Raw genomic sequence first — 16179 nt, forward strand, 5'->3', positions numbered from 1 at the left:
ACTCCGGTGCTCCACCACCCGGATCACCGCCCTCATCCAGGCCGTCCTCGCCCTGCATCTGGCCAGCTCAGACCGATGATGGAAAAGGCTCAGTGCGTAGATGTCGGCCGCCGGGGTCGGTTCCGCGACTCCGCGTTCGAGGACGCTGCGGGAGATCTCTGGCGCCTCGTAGTGGACGAGGCATCCGCGGTACGGGAAGTCGTAGCTCGGGGGCACGGGTTGCCCGTGTGCCAGTGCCAGGTCGATCAGGTGCGTGTCGTCCGGGCCGATGATGAAGTGGGCGGGCTGGACGTCACCGTGGGCCCATCCTTGGGCGTGAAGACGGGCCAGGGACTGGGCGCAGGACAGGGCGACGCTCGCGTACGGCTCGATCGTGGAGTCCTTGGCCCGGCATGGTTCCCAGAGCGCGTAGAGGTCGGGGCCTTCGTGCCAGGGCTGGATGTTCCAGGTGCCCAGCTCCCATTCGCCGTAGGCGATGCTGTCAACGTCCAGCCGCTGGAACACAGCGCCCTCACGGCCGGGTGCGAGGGCGGTCCAAGCCGGAGGACTGCAGGCCGAGGGCGTAGCCGGTGGGGCCGTCCGGACTGAGGAACTCCAAGCGCTCTTGCTGGACGAGGCTCGCGCCGAAGCCGACCGAGGCCATGGTCACGGCTGATGCGGTCACTTGTGAGTCGGGGTGCAGGGCGATGAACAGTGGGCGAAGCCTGCGGCTGCTTGGAATGCCGGCCGAGGCCAGTAGTTGTCGTGAATATGGCAGTCGTCTGCCAGTTGCGTAGGTAGCGCGATACACATTTCTGGAACGGCTGGCGGACGTCATCCCTGTGGTTGGAGCGGCACCATTGCACTGAAGTCTTCATGCGACTTCCATAGAAGGCATGCCATCGCCGTTGCGCACAGTCGATCCGGTACGTCTGGTGGCTCGACGTGTCGAGCTGGGACTCTCCCGCGCCGCCCTAGCCGCCCTAGCCGGCGTTTCAGCTCGGATGATCTTCTTCTACGAGGAGGGCCGTCACACCCCCACTTCACCGCGCCTGGAGCAGTTGGCGACCGCGCTCAGATGCAAAGTAGAGACGCTCACCGGTGCCCCGCGTGGACAGGAGACGCTGATCGATCTCAGGTATGCCGCCGGGCTCACCTTGAGGCGGGTCGCCGAACTACTCAAGACCACGCCTGCGGGGAGGGAGCTGCGCGTGTCCGCGCCGAAGGTCTCCGCGCTGGAGAGCGGGGGACAGGTCACCGGGCGGCACTGGCAGGACCCCGAGGCGACGGGGCGCCTAATCGGTCCCCTGGCCAGGGCGTACGGCGTTCCGGTACGCATGGTCCTTGACGCATGGCTGCGCACCAGGCCGGAAGATCCTGCTCCTGTGTTGTCGGACAAAGCCAAGCAGGCACCTTCGAGGGCGGCACTGTCAACATGGGATTCGTTGAACGAGCGTCAGCAGGTCTACCTAGGGGAGGTCATGCGGGACGACCGGATGACCGCGACCGAGATGTGGATGCGGCGGCTTCAGCGGTTGCCCGTGCCCAAGGCCGCTGAGTGGCGCCGATTGCCCCTGGCCCTGAGGGCCGCACCTTCCGTTGCCGGATACACCCGGTTGCAGGAGCGGCTTCGCCAGCGTGGCGTTCACGATCCCGGTGTGGGGTCGACGGTGCACGCTCTAGAGCGGCGGGGGCTGTTGGTGGTCAGTGAGGATTCCGTTGACCACCCGGCTGTTGGGGAGGTTGGACGCGTGCTGGTGGAAATCACCAGGCGCGGCCGGGCTGCCGCCCGTGCGGGGCTTGGTGAACCGCGCGAGCCGGATCCTGCGCCCCACCTGCTTTCGGAGTGGCTATGGGGCGTCGTTGCCCGTGTTGCTTCCGCAGAGCCTGCTGGCCTGGAGGACGACCAACTAGCCGGCCGCTCACTGTTCTTCATTGGAGTGGGCTACCGGGGCAGGTCCGGAGCACAACCGAGTCGTGGCTTCGTGGACTCCGTCCCGGTCATGGCACCGGGAGGGACACACGTTTCGGAGTACCGCTGGCGGCTGACCCATCTCGGCCTACGCCATGTAGCGGAGTACCTGCACGTCTACCGAGACCTCTATCCGAGTGTCAATACCACAGAACTCGAAGCAATCGCGGGTAACGCGCCGTAGTTCGCGCCTTTTCTCCTTGGGCAGCCCGATTGTCAGAGGCGCCACTTACGCTCCATGACTGTGACGAGTTCAACGGAGAACAGCACGCAGGAACTTGGCGATGTCCGGGTTCGCTATCTGGTAACCCGGGCCGCCCTGCGCGCGGCAAAGGCTGTGACTGAGCCCGGACTTGAGCCGCAACAGCGGCTGGCAACCCTGATGGAGTGCCACGGAACGCTGCATGCGGCGCGCGGCCCGGGGATTCCTCTGTCGTTCGGGGAGTTCCGCCACGCGCTTGGAGGGAATTTGGCTGCCCTGCTGCCCGACGGTGTGGATCCGCTGGACTTGGAAGGGATGCTGGTCGTCGACCGGGATGGACAGGTTACGGAGGACGCCTTCGATCTCGATCTTGAGCAGCAGATGCTGCTGCACACGCTGCGGAAGCTCGACACGACCGCGGGGGTGGTGAGCGACAGGGAGCTTCAGTCGGAGATCGACCAGGAGACCGCGTTCACGCTGCTGTACAAGCAGGGTGACCAGGCCGTCTACGAAGCCGGACGGTCGGACCTGATCCGTTCCCCCTCCGGTGCCGTGGACGACCTCTGCGAACTACGGTTGCCCCCGTTGGTCGCGGACTTCTACCGGGAGATTCCCTACAACTCGCAGTTCGAGGGCTGGTGGTTCCCGTGCCCGGTATGCCGGTGGCCGATGCGGATCGTCCTACGGAAGAACAGCGGCGCTCTGGTAGGAGCAGTCCGTTGCTGGCACGCTCCGCACGCGGACATGGGGGCCTCCTACCTGTTTCGGCCGACCATGAATACCAGCGCCCCCGAGTTGCTTACTGAACCGTCGCCGGCCCGACCGAGTGGCCGTGAGGCAGTCCTGTATCCGGACCTCGGGGACATCCCGCTGGCTGTGCCCGTCGCTGGGCACAAGGCCGTCAGCCGGGGGATTTGGCGGTACACGACCGTTCCCGGACTTCCTGAACTCTCGCTGTACGACCGGCTGGTCGATCGCGGCCTCAAAGTGAAGCTGTGGCCAGGACTCGATGCTTACGACCTGCTGGTCGAGGCCGGGCCCAAGCGGGCCAAGAAGGTGCCGTTCAAGGTTGACGTGAAGGACTACACCTCAGCGGCGACGCTGGCCAAGCTGATCCATGCGCAGGACGGCGACCGCGGCGGTGCCGAGTGGCTGGTGGTGCCCGACTACCGGGCCCGCCAGGTGCCGCTGCTGTCGGGGGTGTGCGAAAAGTACAGCATGCGGGTGGCGGCGGCCTCCGAATTCGGCGAGATGGTCTGCGAGAAGGCTGGGGTGAGCTGGACATGAGTGATGTGCCGATCGCAGAGACCGCCGTCTACACGGCGCTGGCCCTCGCGGCCCACTACTTTCCCAAGTCTGTCGACGGAGACTCCCGCACTGCGGCCCCGTTCGCCGAGGCGGCATCCCTGGTCTCGGGGAAATACCGGGCTTGGGACCGGTGGAAGGAACTGCCTCACGACGAGAGGCAGCGCATCGCCATGGTCTGCTCCATCGCCCCCGGCGAACTCGCCGACGTCCGCACATTCTCGGTAGCGGCGCGCACCCTGTTGTCGCCGCTCACCGCGGACGGAACCAGCAGCGTCCCGGTGATGGGCCCCTTCGAGCTCGTGGGCACTGATCCCTTCACGGCGGATTCCGCGTTCCCCAGGCTCGGCGGTGATCCTTTGGGCTACGTCGACCGCATGACCAGCCGGTTCCGACGCCCCAGTGCCCGCCCCAAGCCTCCGGAGTTCGCCGGACCGGGGACGTGGCTTACCCGGGAGATCTTCGTCAAGAATGTGGGCCAGGTCCACGGGCGGCTGCAGATCCCCACCTACCCCCAGTTCACCGAGGCGCTCGGCCACGACCGTCTGCCCAGCGTCTCGACCGTGCCGTACCAGGCCGACTTGCGTATCCCCACGCCGGAACTGCTGCGCTTGGCAGAAGAGATCGACCTACGCTTCCCGGAGGGCAAACGCTACCTGCACAGCACTCTCGGGCAGCTGTTCAAGGTCCTGAAGACCTCGGACACGGTGTCCCCCGAGGAGGCCCTGTCGCTGACTGCCGGCGGCATGGAGATCTTCAACGCACCCACCGGTACCGGCAAGAGTGTCCTGGTCCGCGTGATGGGTGCCTGGTTCGCTGCCAATGACCTGCGCATCGCCATCGTCCTGCCGGATATCAAGGCATGTCTGGCCATGACCTGGAATGTGCGCGAAGACCTGGATCACCTGCACCGTTCCGGGATCATCGAGCAGAAGCGTACGTGCGCGCACCTGATGTCGTCCTCCGGGATGCACGACCGCGCTCTCAAGCTCGCCTCGCTGATCAACGAGTCTGTGGACGCGCCGGGCGAGTGGGGCGAACGAGCCGAACGCGACGTCGATCCCCTGGCATACGGATGTGCCCAGAGGACGTTCCTCGAATCCACCGGCGACTACCCGCCCGGACGCGAACCGTGCCTGTCGCTGCACCGACAGGGCGTTGGGTCGGCAGCCTGCCCCTGGATCCCCACCTGCGGAAAGTACACCCCCGTCTACGAGGCGGCCACCGCCAACGTCGTCATCATGAACCACTACGTCTTCATGCAAGGCCACCTGAAGATCGGCATCAACCTGGACGGCCGACCCGTTCGCAGCATGACCGCAGCCGAGTTCGCCTTGCGGACCTGCCACGCGGTGGCGATCGACGAAGTCGACCAGTTCCAGTCCCGAGCCGTAGACAAGTGTGCCAGTGAGATCGTCTTGCACTCACGGCGACACTGGTCGGCAGCGCCCCAGGAGATGGACACCGACGCCAAGCGGCTGCGCATCGACGACGAGCACAGCTTGCTACCTGCCGTCAGCCATGTCCGGCTCATGGCCGAGTTCCTGCTGCTGAGCATCTGCAAGAACGCTCTCAGCCTCCACGCCACCGAGGACGACCGCGCCCAGGCACGCATCCCCGACCAGACCAGCACCCGCTGGCACCTAGCCCGCGGACGGGACCGCACTCTCCTGCGGCTGCTGTGGCCGGAAACCGCAGCGGAGGACAGGGCAGACATCCCCGTCGAGTACTTCCAGCGGCTCAACGCGCTCATGCCCGCCCGCTACCAACGCCTCGACCCGCTCAGCGGGCAGCCGAGCCTGCTTGAACCCGACTGGCACGAGGTCAGGAGCGAGCTCAGCGCACTGGTGGCGCCCCGTGGCGAACACCTGCTGGATGCAGTCAAGCTCGAACTCCACCGACTCCTCGCGGACGCCGTCAAGGACCCTCACCAGCGGACACAGGCGATCAACCTGCTGGTCACCAGAACCGCAATGATCGAGCTGGACGAGGCGCTCTCGGCTCTCCAAGAAAAGGCCCACGACTACCGCTCCTCCGGCCTGCGCTCGGCCCAGAGGATCTCGAAGGACCTGCAGTCCGGCGCCGTCGCCTCCGTTCTGCCACTCGGCATGCTAGGCCGAGCGATCACCGGCTACCGTGTCACCGGTCTCGACGATAAAGAGAAGAACGCCGCCCTGGTCGCCCAGACCATCGCCGGCGACCCGCACACCTTCACCGCCGAACTGGGCGGCATCGTCTCGCTCATCCTGGCCGGCGTCGAGCGGCCGGTGATCGGGCTGTCTGCCACCGCGTACTTCCCCCAAGCGGTACGTGAACACCTGCATGCCCCGGTGCGCTGGTGGATGACCGACGCCCAGGCCAAGTCCATCCGGGCCCGTAAGCACCGGATCGACTACGGCGAGGGCCACCCTCTCTTCGGTGACCCCATCAAGGTCTCTGGCACCCACCCCAGCCGTAAGAAGGACGCACTCATCGAGCTGGGCAGCAACCTGTACGACCAGTACATCCACCGCGAGCTCGAACGCACCGCCATCAAGGACCCGGACCGGGCACACGTCCTGGTTGTCGCCAACTCCTACGAGCAGTGCGCCTGGCTCGCCCGCGGCATCGCCCGGGCCGGGCGCTACGACGGAGGGCTCTGCCTGGCGGTCAGGGCCGAAGACCTCCACAGCCCCAACCCCGAGCTACCCCGAGAGAACGTGGCCGTACGGCTGACCGCCGAGGAGTTCGAGGACTTCCCCCGGCACGGGAAGATCCTGGTCGTGCCGTTGTCGCTGATCGCCCGAGGACTCAACATCGTCAAGGGCACCCGCTCAGCGGTCCGCTCCGTCTACCTGTGCGTGCGCCCCCTCGCCCTGCTCAACGACCCCGCCGAGATGTACGGCAGCATCAACGCCGCCGGACTGCGAGCCCTGCCGACGGGCGGCAGCCCGCTACCCTCGCAAGCCCTGACTGAGGCCAGGGACGCCGCCTGGGACCGTCTCGCACTTCTACTACGTACCGCTCCCCAGTTCACGGCAATGCACAAATCCCTCCAGGAGGAAGTCGTCGCTGGCATGATTGTCGACCTCATCCAGCTTGCTGGCCGCGCCCGCCGCGGCGGTACCGAAGCCGTGCTGCACATGGTCGACTACGCCTTCCACGAGGACACCTGGAGTGCCGACCTGGAAACCGTCCTCAAGCGCATCCACTCCCAATGGACGCCGCAGGTACGGCAGCGCATGAACGACCTGTACGGGGAGGCACTCAACGCCTTCCTCTCCTACGCCGGCATCGAACCCCACGACACCGGCCTCCCGTGCAACTGAGCGAGCAGAGACGGAAGAGGACACGTGACCCAGCAGGACCGTGAACCCGGCAAGTACCTGAACACCCTCGCCTTCCGCTGTACCCCGGAACTGGTCGGCGACGCCGTAGTCCACGTGCGCCACTTCGACGAGGCGACCTGGAAGCTCTGGGATGACTTCGACAGGCTCTGCAAGAAGAAGTTCAGGAACGACTCGGCCCAGGCCCCGTACTCCATCGCCACCACAGTCCTCAACATGACCAGCGGCGGCTACGTGTACTTCGATCCCGACCGCCGCGCCCCGTTCCTCGCCTCCCTCCAACCTCTCGACGACAAGCTGCTTCGCCGTGTGTTCACCCTCGCGTATCACCTCGCCCTGGGCCAGGACGTCAGCACCATCGACCTCACCGCTCCTCCCGAGCTCGCCAAGCGGTTCGCTGACACCCCCGAACACACGTACTCGCTAGCCACCTACCTCCAGACCATGAAGAACGCTCAGCCCACGGCCCCCAATTGGCTCTACCGCACAGTTGCCTGGCAGCTCTCGCAGCAGCTTGCCACCGAGCCCTGGGCCATCTCCGACAGCCGGACCGTCAAGCTGCGGCCCGACACCACCGGCGGCCTAGTCGCCTTCGACGACCCCTGGACGAACGAGCAGGGCGGTCGCTACGCCCTCTCCCGCACGGCCCTCAACCTGAAGACGCTGCCCAACGTCGCGAACCCCGTACTGCTGCTGACATCACGGGTAACCCGGATCTCCTCCTCCCTGGTCTTCTCCAACACCGCCCTCGCCGAGCAGCCCGGCGAGAACCACCCACTCCTTGAGGTCGCCCTCAACGGCCGCGGCGGTGCTCGCACCATCAACCGCCTTGCGCTGCAGGCCCTCGGCCGCCTGGAGATGGACTACTCCGTCCTGCGCGCTATCGATGAGCGGTCGCAGGCGGAGCAGAAGCTGCTCGCCGAGGCGGCAAAGGCAAAAGCGGAGGGAAAGGAGCCGCCCCGCTTCCCCAGCGAGCACCCCGGCCAGGTGTGGCCCATCCTGCCGAAGAATTCCTCCTTCCCCGTCGGCACGGGTCCCGGCATGCAGCACCTGCGGTTCCTGCACCAGCACTTCACCACGGTCTTCGACACCGACGCCGTGCCGCTGGAGGCACGTGAGGTACGGATGAGCCTGCCGCACCGGCCGACGGACCCCGAGAACATCTCGAAGACGGAATACCTCCTCCGCAAGGCTGAGCGCGAGGCACATCCGGAGCCGAAGACACTGGGTCCGATCCGCAAGCGCGGCACCCTGTTCCCCACCCCGGAATCCATCTTCGCCTCAGTCGAGGCCGCAGGCTTCAAGAAACTGCGCATCGTCTGCCTCTGGTACCAGGACGACACCCGGCTCCGGATGCTTGACACCTTCTGCAAGAGCTTCGACCTCAACCCCGAAGGGCTCGACCGGGAGAACGGCCAGGAACTCCGTCTGCACGGCGACCAGATCGTCGCGGAGTTCCACCGCGCCCCCGACTTCCTCAAGCCTGGCCCCTCCGGCGGACGCAGGGACGCACTGGCAGCCACCGGCGCACCGATCCGCTCCCAGAACGGGGTACTTGTCGCGGCATGGTGCGAGACCGAGATTCCCACGTCCGCCGTGGCTGAGGAGTTTGCGGGGATCAGTTTGGACGATCTCGACGCCAAGCCGCAGACCAGGAACATCTTCGGAGACCTCGGCGTCCCGAGCCAGTATCTCCGCGGCCAAGACGAGAAGGGTGTCGTCTTCAAGCCCAAGGCCAAGGATCACCCAGCCGAGATGGCCCTTCTTGACCTCTACCGGTCACTCGGCATCCTCGACGACCGCATTGCGGACGCCCTACAGCCGGAGAAGGCGGGTTACCCGGTCGACCGCATCGCCCACGTCGGCATCCACGTACGGCAGCAGAACCGGCGCAAGGGGGAGTTCGGCCAGCCCAAGGTCGTCATCACCGCGTCCGCCCTCGTGCCTCCGCAAGCCACCGGTGGCACCTGGACCATGCTCGGGTGGAGCTCTACCCGGCCCGAGTGGCAGCCTTACCACTTCGCCCAGCCGGCCTTCCACGCCAGCGCCTACCCGGAGGGAACGGGCGACAAGAAGACCTACCGGCAGCGCTGGGACGACGCGGCCGAGACCGTCGAACGCGCCCTCGCCGACCTCACCGACGAACTCGACGGTACTCCGTACGTGGTCACCGTGGACGAGCTCGCCTCCCGACGGATGTGGGACGGGCTGCAGAACATGCGACAGGGAGGCTCGCCCGGTGACGGCAACAGCCGCTACTGGCTCCCCGGCACCACGCTGAGCCGCGATGACAGGCCGCAGGCCGTCATCCGCATCAACATCGACAGCGAAGAAGTGCCGCAGCCGGTGAGCACCACCCGTTTTGTTAAGGCCAAGGACAGCGAGCCGGTGGAGCAGGACACGGCGACCACGCTCTACCAGGTCACCACCGACTTCGGCGCACCTGCATGGATCCTTTGCAACGTCCCGCGAGCGTTCGACGGGGACGGAGCGGGTCGGCTGGGTTCGAAGTACACGCGTTGGGATGCCAAGGCATCCGTCTTCTCGGACAAGAAGGAGGACCGCCGCAAGGGGGAGATGCCGCAGAACTGGTACTCCATGACGGCCAGCGAAATCTACCCGCTCGCCTGCGCTGCCGGAGTGTCCGAGGAGGCCCTCGCCATCACCACAGCGAAGCTCTGCCACCAGAGCCAGTTCTGGGACGGCCGATCCCGATTCCCCCTCCCCCTGCACGCCGCGAAGCAGATGGATCTCGACCACCCGCAGTACCGACGCACGGCTGCACCTGAGGAGAAGCTGAGCCTGGAACTAGGTATCGAGGACGTTACTGCCGAGGGAACCGAGGAGCAGAGGTAATAGGGCTTGTAGGGGGCGGCTTCACCGAGTTCCGCAACACCACCCCCACATGCGGAACCGCGACTTGCTCGTCCCGGCATACCTGTACTACCTCGCCGGCCTTCACTTATGCGGCGCTCGTGATCTGGATCCGCAGCCTCGGACCAGCTGATCTGCAAAATCGCGAGGCCCATCACCGGATGCTGCAGACCTTGCTGGCCGCTCAAATCGGCGGCTCGGCCACGTCCGGGACTGTAAAACGTGGCTCTGTCTCACATTCGGGATGCTGTTGGTGATGTTCGTAGTGCGGGGTGAAGCAGTGCGGCGGGCTGGCTTCACGATTGCTCGCCCGGGCCATCTTCGCGGTCAGCGGCGGAACCATCCGACTGGCAGAACTACCCCGCTCGCCAAGCAGCACACCGACCGCCAGCACGGACAGCATGTTGGCGTGGTTTCACCAAACCGAGCGAAGATCACCAACAGCATCCATTCGGTGGTGATGCTGAGTAGGATATCAACGAGACTGTCTAGATGGCGTTTTCGGGCATATCTCCACGCTGACCGAGCAGATCACCGGGATTCATGCGACATCACGGGGAACCCGCAGGTCCAAGCGACACGTCTTCCGCCCGACTAACTCCTCGAAGAGGGTGGGATGCCACTCCCGCAGCTTGTCGTCAAAGTCGCCGTTCTGGACCTCACGCAGGGCCGTCGCGTATCCCACCTCGATGGCTTCGGCGATCATCTGCTGCAGCGCGGCTGGGGCGTACAGGAGCATGTGCCCCGCTTCCGGCGGTCTCGTCGCAGTTCTCCGTCTGCAGGGGGAAGCTGGCCTGACCGGGCGCCGGCCGCCAACATCGGATTGGCCTTGCCGATCAGGGACGCACTGCGGTGTCGGGAACCTAGAGCTCGCGCAGACCCATCAGGGTTCGGCCCATCACAAGCTGAGGGATTTCCGCGCTGTCGGTGCCTGAATCACGAAGTGCGGGGCTGGGACCGGCGGGTACCTCGGCCCAGACGAACTTCCCGGGGTAGGGCCTGAGGTGGTAGTAACCCCAGCGCCGGGCCATTGCCGCGGTGAGGATCAGGCCGCGGCCCCCGGTGGAATCTTCGTCAGCGGAGCGCCGTGTCGGCGGGCGTGGGTCGCTGTCGCCGACGACGAGTACGACGCTTTCGTTGGTGGACCAGAGCCTGAGCAGGATCGTACGGAATGTCGGGGAGCTCTCGTCGTCGGATGCTGTCCGTTCGGGGTGAGCGTGACAGACGGCATTGGTGGTGAGTTCCGAGGCGAGGAGGCGAGCGACCTCGATGCCTTCGTCGGGGAATCGCCAGGTTCGTAGTACGTCGACGGTGTGCCGTCGGGCCCAGGAGACGGCGTTGGGCGTGGCCGCGAGAGTCAGGTCGCTGAAAAGCGGGTGGTGCTGGTTCACGTGGATGGCTCCCTCTGAGGGTGGCCGGGTGCGGGCACCGTGGTGAGGAGGGCGGACCCCGGAGGGCAGACGGGGGACTGGCCGTCCGGGGCCCGCCCGCCGCCGGGTGGCGCTACTTCGTCGCGATGACGTAGACGCTGCCCCAGCGGCGCTTCGGGTTGGCCATGGAGGAGTCGAATGTCCAGGGTTCGACGGCGGTGAAGCCGGCCTCGGTGAAGAGCTGGACGAGCTTCTCGTGGTCGTAGGCCCACAGGTGCGCGGTGTAGTTGGGGTCGTCGTCCTGGTCCCGGAAGACGAGGTTGACGAGGTCGAGCTGGGTGTTGATGTCGCCGAGGCAGTCGCGCTTGGCGTACCAGCGGTCGATCGTCTCGGTGGAGCGGTCGAGGGGGCCGGGGTACTGGCTGAGGGCGAAGGCGGCGTCGGGCACTCCGGTGATGATCTGGCCTCCAGACTCGAGTACGCGGTGGGCTTCGGCCACGTAGTGCTTGACGGAGCGCGGGTAGTCGATGTGCTCCATGAAGTGCTCGGAGAAGAGCGTCTGGACGGTGCCCTCATGGAGGGGTATACCTTCGCGGACATCCCAGAGCAGGTCGGCGGGCGGGACAGCGTCGATGTTGAAGAAGCCGTCGATGCTGTGGGCCCCGCCGCCGATCTGCACCTTGGGGGGCTTCTCGTCGATGCGTCCGGCGGGCCAGGCGCGCTGGCCGGCGTGATGGTAGCGGTGGAGCTCGATCTCCCGGATGGCAGCGCGGAGGCTGCGGGCCAGGCCGTGGGTAGTGGCGGGATCGTCAAGCAGGGAGGCGATCTGGTCGCCGAGGAGGTCGATTGAGGGCATGCCGAAGCGATGCATGACGGGCTCCTAGTCATGGAGGATGTTGCGGGGAAGGCGAACCGCGGGCTATGCGGGAGAGGTCACGCGGCGCTGGGCGCGGCGGCGGTCCACTGGTTGTTGCGCATGAGGGTGTACTTGATGTCGACCAGCCGTGGCGCGATGGTCAGCGAGAGTTCCTCGGCCGGGTGGAGGTGACCGGCGTCGTCCTGCTCGGCACGCCAAACGCGGTAGTCGAGGTTTGGGTAGGCGGGGTTGATCCCGATCTCACCCTTGGGCATCGTGCCGTTGAACGGCGCGATGATGTCCATGTGGTTCCAGTAGTTCCAGGCTTGCAGGGCCTTGTACTGGTCGAAGTAGAAGTAGAAGTAGAAGTCGGGGTAGCGGCCGAACGTGCGCAGTTCCCGGTGGATGAGGTGGCCCAGGAGCGGTCCGAGCTGGGTGGCGAGCGCGTCGAACTCCCAGCGGGTGTGGTGCCAGGCTTCGGGGATCTCGCCAGGGGTGAAGAGACGGGCGGCGACGAGGTGGCTGATCCGCTCGACGAGGTAGGTGCTCGCGTCGACTACGTCGATGGTGGCGTCCACCCGCTGCAGGAGCGCGGCGAGCTGGTCGGGGCGGGGGCGGAACTTCGCGAGGTCGAACTTGCCGGCCATGGTGGGGAAGGAGGCGAACAGCATCTCCTTGTATAGCCAGTTGTTCAGTTCCCCGAGTTCGGCGAGGCGGCGGGTGTGCCGGGAGGTCGAGTGGAGCATCAGGTACTCCGCGATCGCCTCGAAGTACACGTAGCCCAGGATCGGGAGGCGCGGGATGGTCTCGTCGAGCTGCCGGAGGAACAGCTCGGCTTCGACGTGTGCGCCTTGGTAGGCCACGGCGGAGGCTGTGGCGAGGAAGGCCGCTGAGTTCTTCACGCGGCCGACGACCGTTTCCTCAAGGCGGTGGCGCTCGCTCTTGCTGAGTAGGTATTCGAGATGACTGTAGATCTGCAGGTGGATCTGGCCCAGTCGGAGGTAGTCGATGCCGGCGAGCCCTCGATATGCCTGCGGGGGAATGTCGATCTCGAAGATCAGCGGGGTCGGGGTGCGGTCGGTGAGGCCGAGTTTGGACAGGAAGGCTGGCGCTTCCTTCGTCAGGATGTAGGAGGCAAGGTTGTGCATGCGCAGGCCCTGGGCGGTCGCGGTGAGCGGCGCGCAGTAGATGCTGCCGACGAGGCAGCCGCCCGAGGGGTAGAGGACTCCCTGCTCACTGATCTCCTCCAGGGCGTGGGTGACGTGGAGCAGGTGCAGCTTGCCGCTGCCGTTCAGCGCGTCGAAGAGAGTGTTGTGGCGAAGCAGCCTGCCGTTCGGCGTCTCCTCGGCCAGGCGCTGGTCCCAGGCCACGGTCTGCGCGGCAAGTGGGTCATTGAGGCCGGCGGAGCCGGGGATCAAGGTGGAGTCGTAGAAGGCGTGCGCGTCGGCCCACAGGTGGTAGGAATCGAGGAAGTCCACGGTCACACCAGGCCCTTCTCTGCCAGGGCGAACCGAACGGCCTCGGGGCTGCGGGCGCCGGCGAGTTGGGCCTTCTCTGAGATGACCACGAGATCGAAGGCGAGGCTGCGGAACTCATCGAGTGCTGGCTGGCGTACGTGTCGGACGTCCGGCCACCACGTGAGTTTCGGCAGGCGATAGCGGTCGAGGGCGTCGGCGGCCTTGACCACGTCGACGATGTGCTCTGCGCGCGAGTAGTCACTGCGGTCGTCGGCGGTGAAGGCGGTGTACGGGACGTCGTGCAGCCGGACGGCGCTGGCGGCCTGCACGACACGTCGGGGCGTGGCGGTAATGCCGAAGTGCCCCCAGACGGTGTCGGCGTTCGCGGCGAGCCAGATGGCCGCACGGTCGCCGTGGCCCTGGTCGCCCTTGTCGTGGCGGCGCTGGCAGTCGTGGGTGGCGGCGGCGAGGATCGCGGTGGCGGTGTCGACGTCGTCCAGGCCGTTCGCCTCGGCAAGGACAGCGGCTAGCGCGGCCGTGCGCATGGCGTGCCGGACGCCGTGGATCGACGTGTACAGACGGGTGTCGAGCATCCAGGCGGTCGGGATCTCGGTGCGCTTGATGAGGTGCTGCGACGACGGGCGCAGGGCCCGGGGTGATGTCGGCGGGAGGGCGGGCTGGTTCTCCACGATCCACGCGACGGTGGTGTGATCGACGTACTGGTGGAGCGGTAGCTGGCCATGGGCAGCCAGCTCGATCAGACTTGGGGCCGTACTCATCTGTGCCCACCCCCTTGGTGGTCTCCGCGATGGCGTTGCTCTACCGGATGGGTGCGGCCTGCTGCTCGCGCTCCTTGCGCGCCTTCTCCGCGGCTTCGAAGGCCGCGGTGAAGTCGGCCAGCTCAGGCTCGGTCATCAAGGTCACGCCCAACTCGGCTGCGACGTCGGTGATCTTCGCGGTTGCCTCGGCGCGGTCGGCGTCCGAGGCACTGTCGTCGAGCAGGACCTCGAACTCGGCGTGATACCCCCATGCCTCGCTCCACTTGACCGCGATCTCGACGCCGCCGAAGAGGAAGTTGTGACGGAAGTTGAACGCCTCGTGCATGGTCGTCTCGAAGCCGATGGCGTTGAACACCTTCACCGCAGCAGGGACGTCGGCGGGGGCGATGGCGAACTCGGTCTCCGCGAAGGCCGTTCCCTGACCGATCTTGCTTCCCTTGAGCGTGATCTTGGCGGTCCCGGCGGCCGTGTTGTCGGTGACTTTCAGGAGCTGGTCGGGGAGCACGTAGAAGTAGATGTGCTTGTCATCCTTACCCAGGTCCGCGCCGTCTGCCTTCAGACGGGTAACCAGCTGGTCGTGGGCTTCCTTGGTGAAGCGGGCGCGCATCTCGATCTCGATGGCCATGGGGTGCTGTCTCCTCGATTCAGGCATGGCGAAGCCGCCCGGACTTGCCGCAGGGGGGCCTGTCCGGTGGGGGTGCGATGTGGAATTGACGATCTGGGGCGGGGTGATGCGGCCGGCCCAAGGGCCGACCACATCACCCGATGGGCATCTGCGGTGTCACCCGAGGTCGCCGAAGCGGTCCTGGACGACGCCCGAGTGCAGGTAGGTCGGAAGCGAGACGCCGCCCACCGAGGTGCGGCTGGTGGCGACCTGTTCCTCTGTGTCGCTGGGGAAGCCTTCCAGGAGGCGGAGGCACTGCTGGACCCATTCGCGCGACCTGGGCCAGTCACCCAGATCGCGGTACCGCACCGCCAGGGCGTACGCGGTCTCGGTGGCTGCCCACCGATCGGTCACCAGCTCGCGCTGGAAGATCGACTCCAGTTCATCGGCGGAGGCCGTGCGGGTCTGGTTGGTCATGGTGCCCTCTCAGGTCGGACGGTCGTGCCCCAGTGGTGATCAACGCGTCAGCGTCCCCACGGTGACGCCGTGACTCGCCTCTAGTAGGTGTAGATCTCGGCCAGCGTCTTGTAGTCCTGCAGCTCGTCCTTGTCGAACCACAGTTCCACCTCCTGCTTGGCCTCCTCGGCGTTGCCGGAGGCGTGGACGAGGTTCGCGACCGCCTTGCCCGTCGTGATGCTGGCGGCAGAGCTGTAGTGCGAGAGGTCGCCGCGTACGGTGCCAGCCGGAGCCTGGTTCGGGTACGTGCTGCCCACGATCTTCCGGACGGTGGCGATGGCGTCGAACCCCTCCAGCACCAGGGCGATGACCGGACCCTGCTGCATGAACGTCGACGTGACGTTGTAGACCTCCGAACCCAGCCGCTCCTCAAGGTCGAAGTAGTGCCGGCGGGTGAACTCCTCGTCCATCAGCTTCATTTTCGTGCCGACGATCTTCAGCGCTGCGTCCTCGAATCGCGTGATGACCCTTCCTGCCAGGCCACGCGCCAGCGCATCGGGCTTGAGCAGGACGAGCGTGCGCTCGACGGTGTGTGCCTGATCCTGGGGCATTGACTCCCTTTCGCCTTGCTAGCAACCGGATATGACGGGTTCTCAGCCGTCATCTGCTGAGGTTACCGGCGCTGACAGGGCGGTTCGTTCGTACGGGCGATGCCCCAGAAGGGCTAATGCTGCTGGCGGTGAATCGACCAGCGAGGAAGGGGAAGGAATGAGCCAACTTGCCCACATCTACTTACTGTTGAGGCAGCGCAGCTAAGATCTCCTCCGCGGTCGCTTGGCGCTCTCGCACCACTCGTTGGACTCCCGGGTGCTGAGTAGTTCACCGGGCGAGTCCTTGCCTGGTGACTCCAATTCTTCCCGAGCTCCACCCGCACCACCATGTAGCGCCAGTGCAATGGGAGTGCACATTCGAAGCGCAGGTTCCTGCACCGCGAGCGAC

The 16179-nt window shown here is 66.1% G+C and carries 13 protein-coding genes and 1 pseudogene; 4 read left to right on the forward strand and 10 right to left on the reverse strand.

Going from position 1 to position 16179, the window contains the following annotated elements; translation table 11 throughout:
• Positions 1 to 90: 90 nt before the first annotated feature.
• Both FHS42_RS31235 and FHS42_RS31240 read right to left on the reverse strand, forming a co-directional pair.
• Positions 91 to 537 (reverse strand): annotated as a pseudogene (locus FHS42_RS31235) (BUD32 family EKC/KEOPS complex subunit); the annotation flags it as partial.
• The gene (locus FHS42_RS31240; protein WP_184578568.1) at positions 512 to 664 is read right to left on the reverse strand and encodes a hypothetical protein; all 153 of its coding nucleotides are present in this window, start codon (positions 662 to 664) and stop codon (positions 512 to 514) included. The pseudogene FHS42_RS31235 and the gene FHS42_RS31240, both read right to left, overlap by 26 nt.
• 211 nt (positions 665 to 875) lie before the next feature.
• On the opposite strand from FHS42_RS31240, the gene FHS42_RS31245 reads away from it, so the two are divergent.
• The 4 genes from FHS42_RS31245 to FHS42_RS31260 are packed head-to-tail and all read left to right on the forward strand — an operon-like array spanning position 876 to position 9640.
• On the forward strand, positions 876 to 2135 hold the full coding sequence (locus FHS42_RS31245; RefSeq protein WP_184578573.1) for a helix-turn-helix domain-containing protein: 1260 nt from the start codon (positions 876 to 878) through the stop codon (positions 2133 to 2135).
• 60 nt (positions 2136 to 2195) lie between these two features.
• Positions 2196 to 3440 (forward strand): restriction endonuclease-related protein, encoded by a 1245-nt coding sequence (locus FHS42_RS31250; protein ID WP_184578576.1) that lies wholly within the window; start codon positions 2196 to 2198, stop codon positions 3438 to 3440.
• Positions 3437 to 6766 carry a hypothetical protein gene (locus tag FHS42_RS31255; protein ID WP_184578579.1) on the forward strand — a complete coding sequence of 1110 codons (3330 nt, stop codon included), beginning with the start codon at positions 3437 to 3439 and terminating at the stop codon, positions 6764 to 6766. The genes FHS42_RS31250 and FHS42_RS31255 overlap by 4 nt, the downstream gene beginning before the upstream one ends.
• 24 nt (positions 6767 to 6790) lie before the next feature.
• A complete protein-coding gene (locus tag FHS42_RS31260; protein ID WP_184578581.1) occupies positions 6791 to 9640 on the forward strand; it encodes an RNaseH domain-containing protein in 2850 nt (949 codons plus the stop codon).
• Between the two features lie 559 nt (positions 9641 to 10199).
• Here FHS42_RS31260 and FHS42_RS31265 read toward each other — a convergent pair.
• The 8 genes from FHS42_RS31265 to FHS42_RS31300 all read right to left on the reverse strand — a co-directional run bounded on the left by FHS42_RS31265 (position 10200) and on the right by FHS42_RS31300 (position 15791).
• Positions 10200 to 10397, reverse strand: a complete 198-nt coding sequence (locus FHS42_RS31265) for a hypothetical protein (RefSeq protein WP_184578584.1) — start codon at positions 10395 to 10397, stop codon at positions 10200 to 10202.
• A gap of 124 nt (positions 10398 to 10521) precedes the next feature.
• A complete protein-coding gene (locus FHS42_RS31270) occupies positions 10522 to 11049 on the reverse strand; it encodes an ATP-binding protein (RefSeq protein ID WP_184578587.1) in 528 nt (175 codons plus the stop codon).
• Between the two features lie 112 nt (positions 11050 to 11161).
• Entirely contained in the window at positions 11162 to 11899 is a 738-nt protein-coding gene (locus tag FHS42_RS31275) for a class I SAM-dependent methyltransferase (protein WP_184578590.1), read from the reverse strand.
• Positions 11900 to 11961: 62 nt separating this feature from the next.
• Positions 11962 to 13362 carry a hypothetical protein gene (locus FHS42_RS31280; RefSeq protein ID WP_184578798.1) on the reverse strand — a complete coding sequence of 467 codons (1401 nt, stop codon included), beginning with the start codon at positions 13360 to 13362 and terminating at the stop codon, positions 11962 to 11964.
• A 2-nt stretch (positions 13363 to 13364) separates the two neighbouring features.
• Positions 13365 to 14120, reverse strand: a complete 756-nt coding sequence (locus FHS42_RS31285; protein WP_184578593.1) for a hypothetical protein — start codon at positions 14118 to 14120, stop codon at positions 13365 to 13367.
• A gap of 40 nt (positions 14121 to 14160) precedes the next feature.
• Positions 14161 to 14745 carry a CYTH domain-containing protein gene (locus FHS42_RS31290; RefSeq protein ID WP_184578595.1) on the reverse strand — a complete coding sequence of 195 codons (585 nt, stop codon included), beginning with the start codon at positions 14743 to 14745 and terminating at the stop codon, positions 14161 to 14163.
• A gap of 156 nt (positions 14746 to 14901) precedes the next feature.
• Positions 14902 to 15201 carry a hypothetical protein gene (locus FHS42_RS31295; RefSeq protein ID WP_184578598.1) on the reverse strand — a complete coding sequence of 100 codons (300 nt, stop codon included), beginning with the start codon at positions 15199 to 15201 and terminating at the stop codon, positions 14902 to 14904.
• A gap of 80 nt (positions 15202 to 15281) precedes the next feature.
• On the reverse strand, positions 15282 to 15791 hold the full coding sequence (locus FHS42_RS31300) for a nucleoside-diphosphate kinase (protein WP_184578601.1): 510 nt from the start codon (positions 15789 to 15791) through the stop codon (positions 15282 to 15284).
• Positions 15792 to 16179: the final 388 nt, after the last annotated feature.

Source organism: Streptomyces zagrosensis (genome assembly GCF_014203645.1).
In the GTDB taxonomy this organism is placed as follows: Bacteria; Actinomycetota; Actinomycetes; order Streptomycetales; family Streptomycetaceae; genus Streptomyces; species Streptomyces zagrosensis.

Bases quoted from the DNA above. Each gene is read 5' to 3' on its own strand.
- FHS42_RS31245 (WP_184578573.1), top strand. From the start codon at position 876: ATGCCATCGCCGTTGCGCACAGTCGATCCGGTACGTCTGGTGGCTCGA.
- FHS42_RS31255 (WP_184578579.1), top strand. From the start codon at position 3,437: ATGAGTGATGTGCCGATCGCAGAGACCGCCGTCTACACGGCGCTGGCC.
- FHS42_RS31265 (WP_184578584.1), bottom strand. From the start codon at position 10,397: ATGCTCCTGTACGCCCCAGCCGCGCTGCAGCAGATGATCGCCGAAGCC.
- FHS42_RS31275 (WP_184578590.1), bottom strand. From the start codon at position 11,899: ATGCATCGCTTCGGCATGCCCTCAATCGACCTCCTCGGCGACCAGATC.
- FHS42_RS31285 (WP_184578593.1), bottom strand. From the start codon at position 14,120: ATGAGTACGGCCCCAAGTCTGATCGAGCTGGCTGCCCATGGCCAGCTA.
- FHS42_RS31290 (WP_184578595.1), bottom strand. From the start codon at position 14,745: ATGGCCATCGAGATCGAGATGCGCGCCCGCTTCACCAAGGAAGCCCAC.
- FHS42_RS31295 (WP_184578598.1), bottom strand. From the start codon at position 15,201: ATGACCAACCAGACCCGCACGGCCTCCGCCGATGAACTGGAGTCGATC.
- FHS42_RS31300 (WP_184578601.1), bottom strand. From the start codon at position 15,791: ATGCCCCAGGATCAGGCACACACCGTCGAGCGCACGCTCGTCCTGCTC.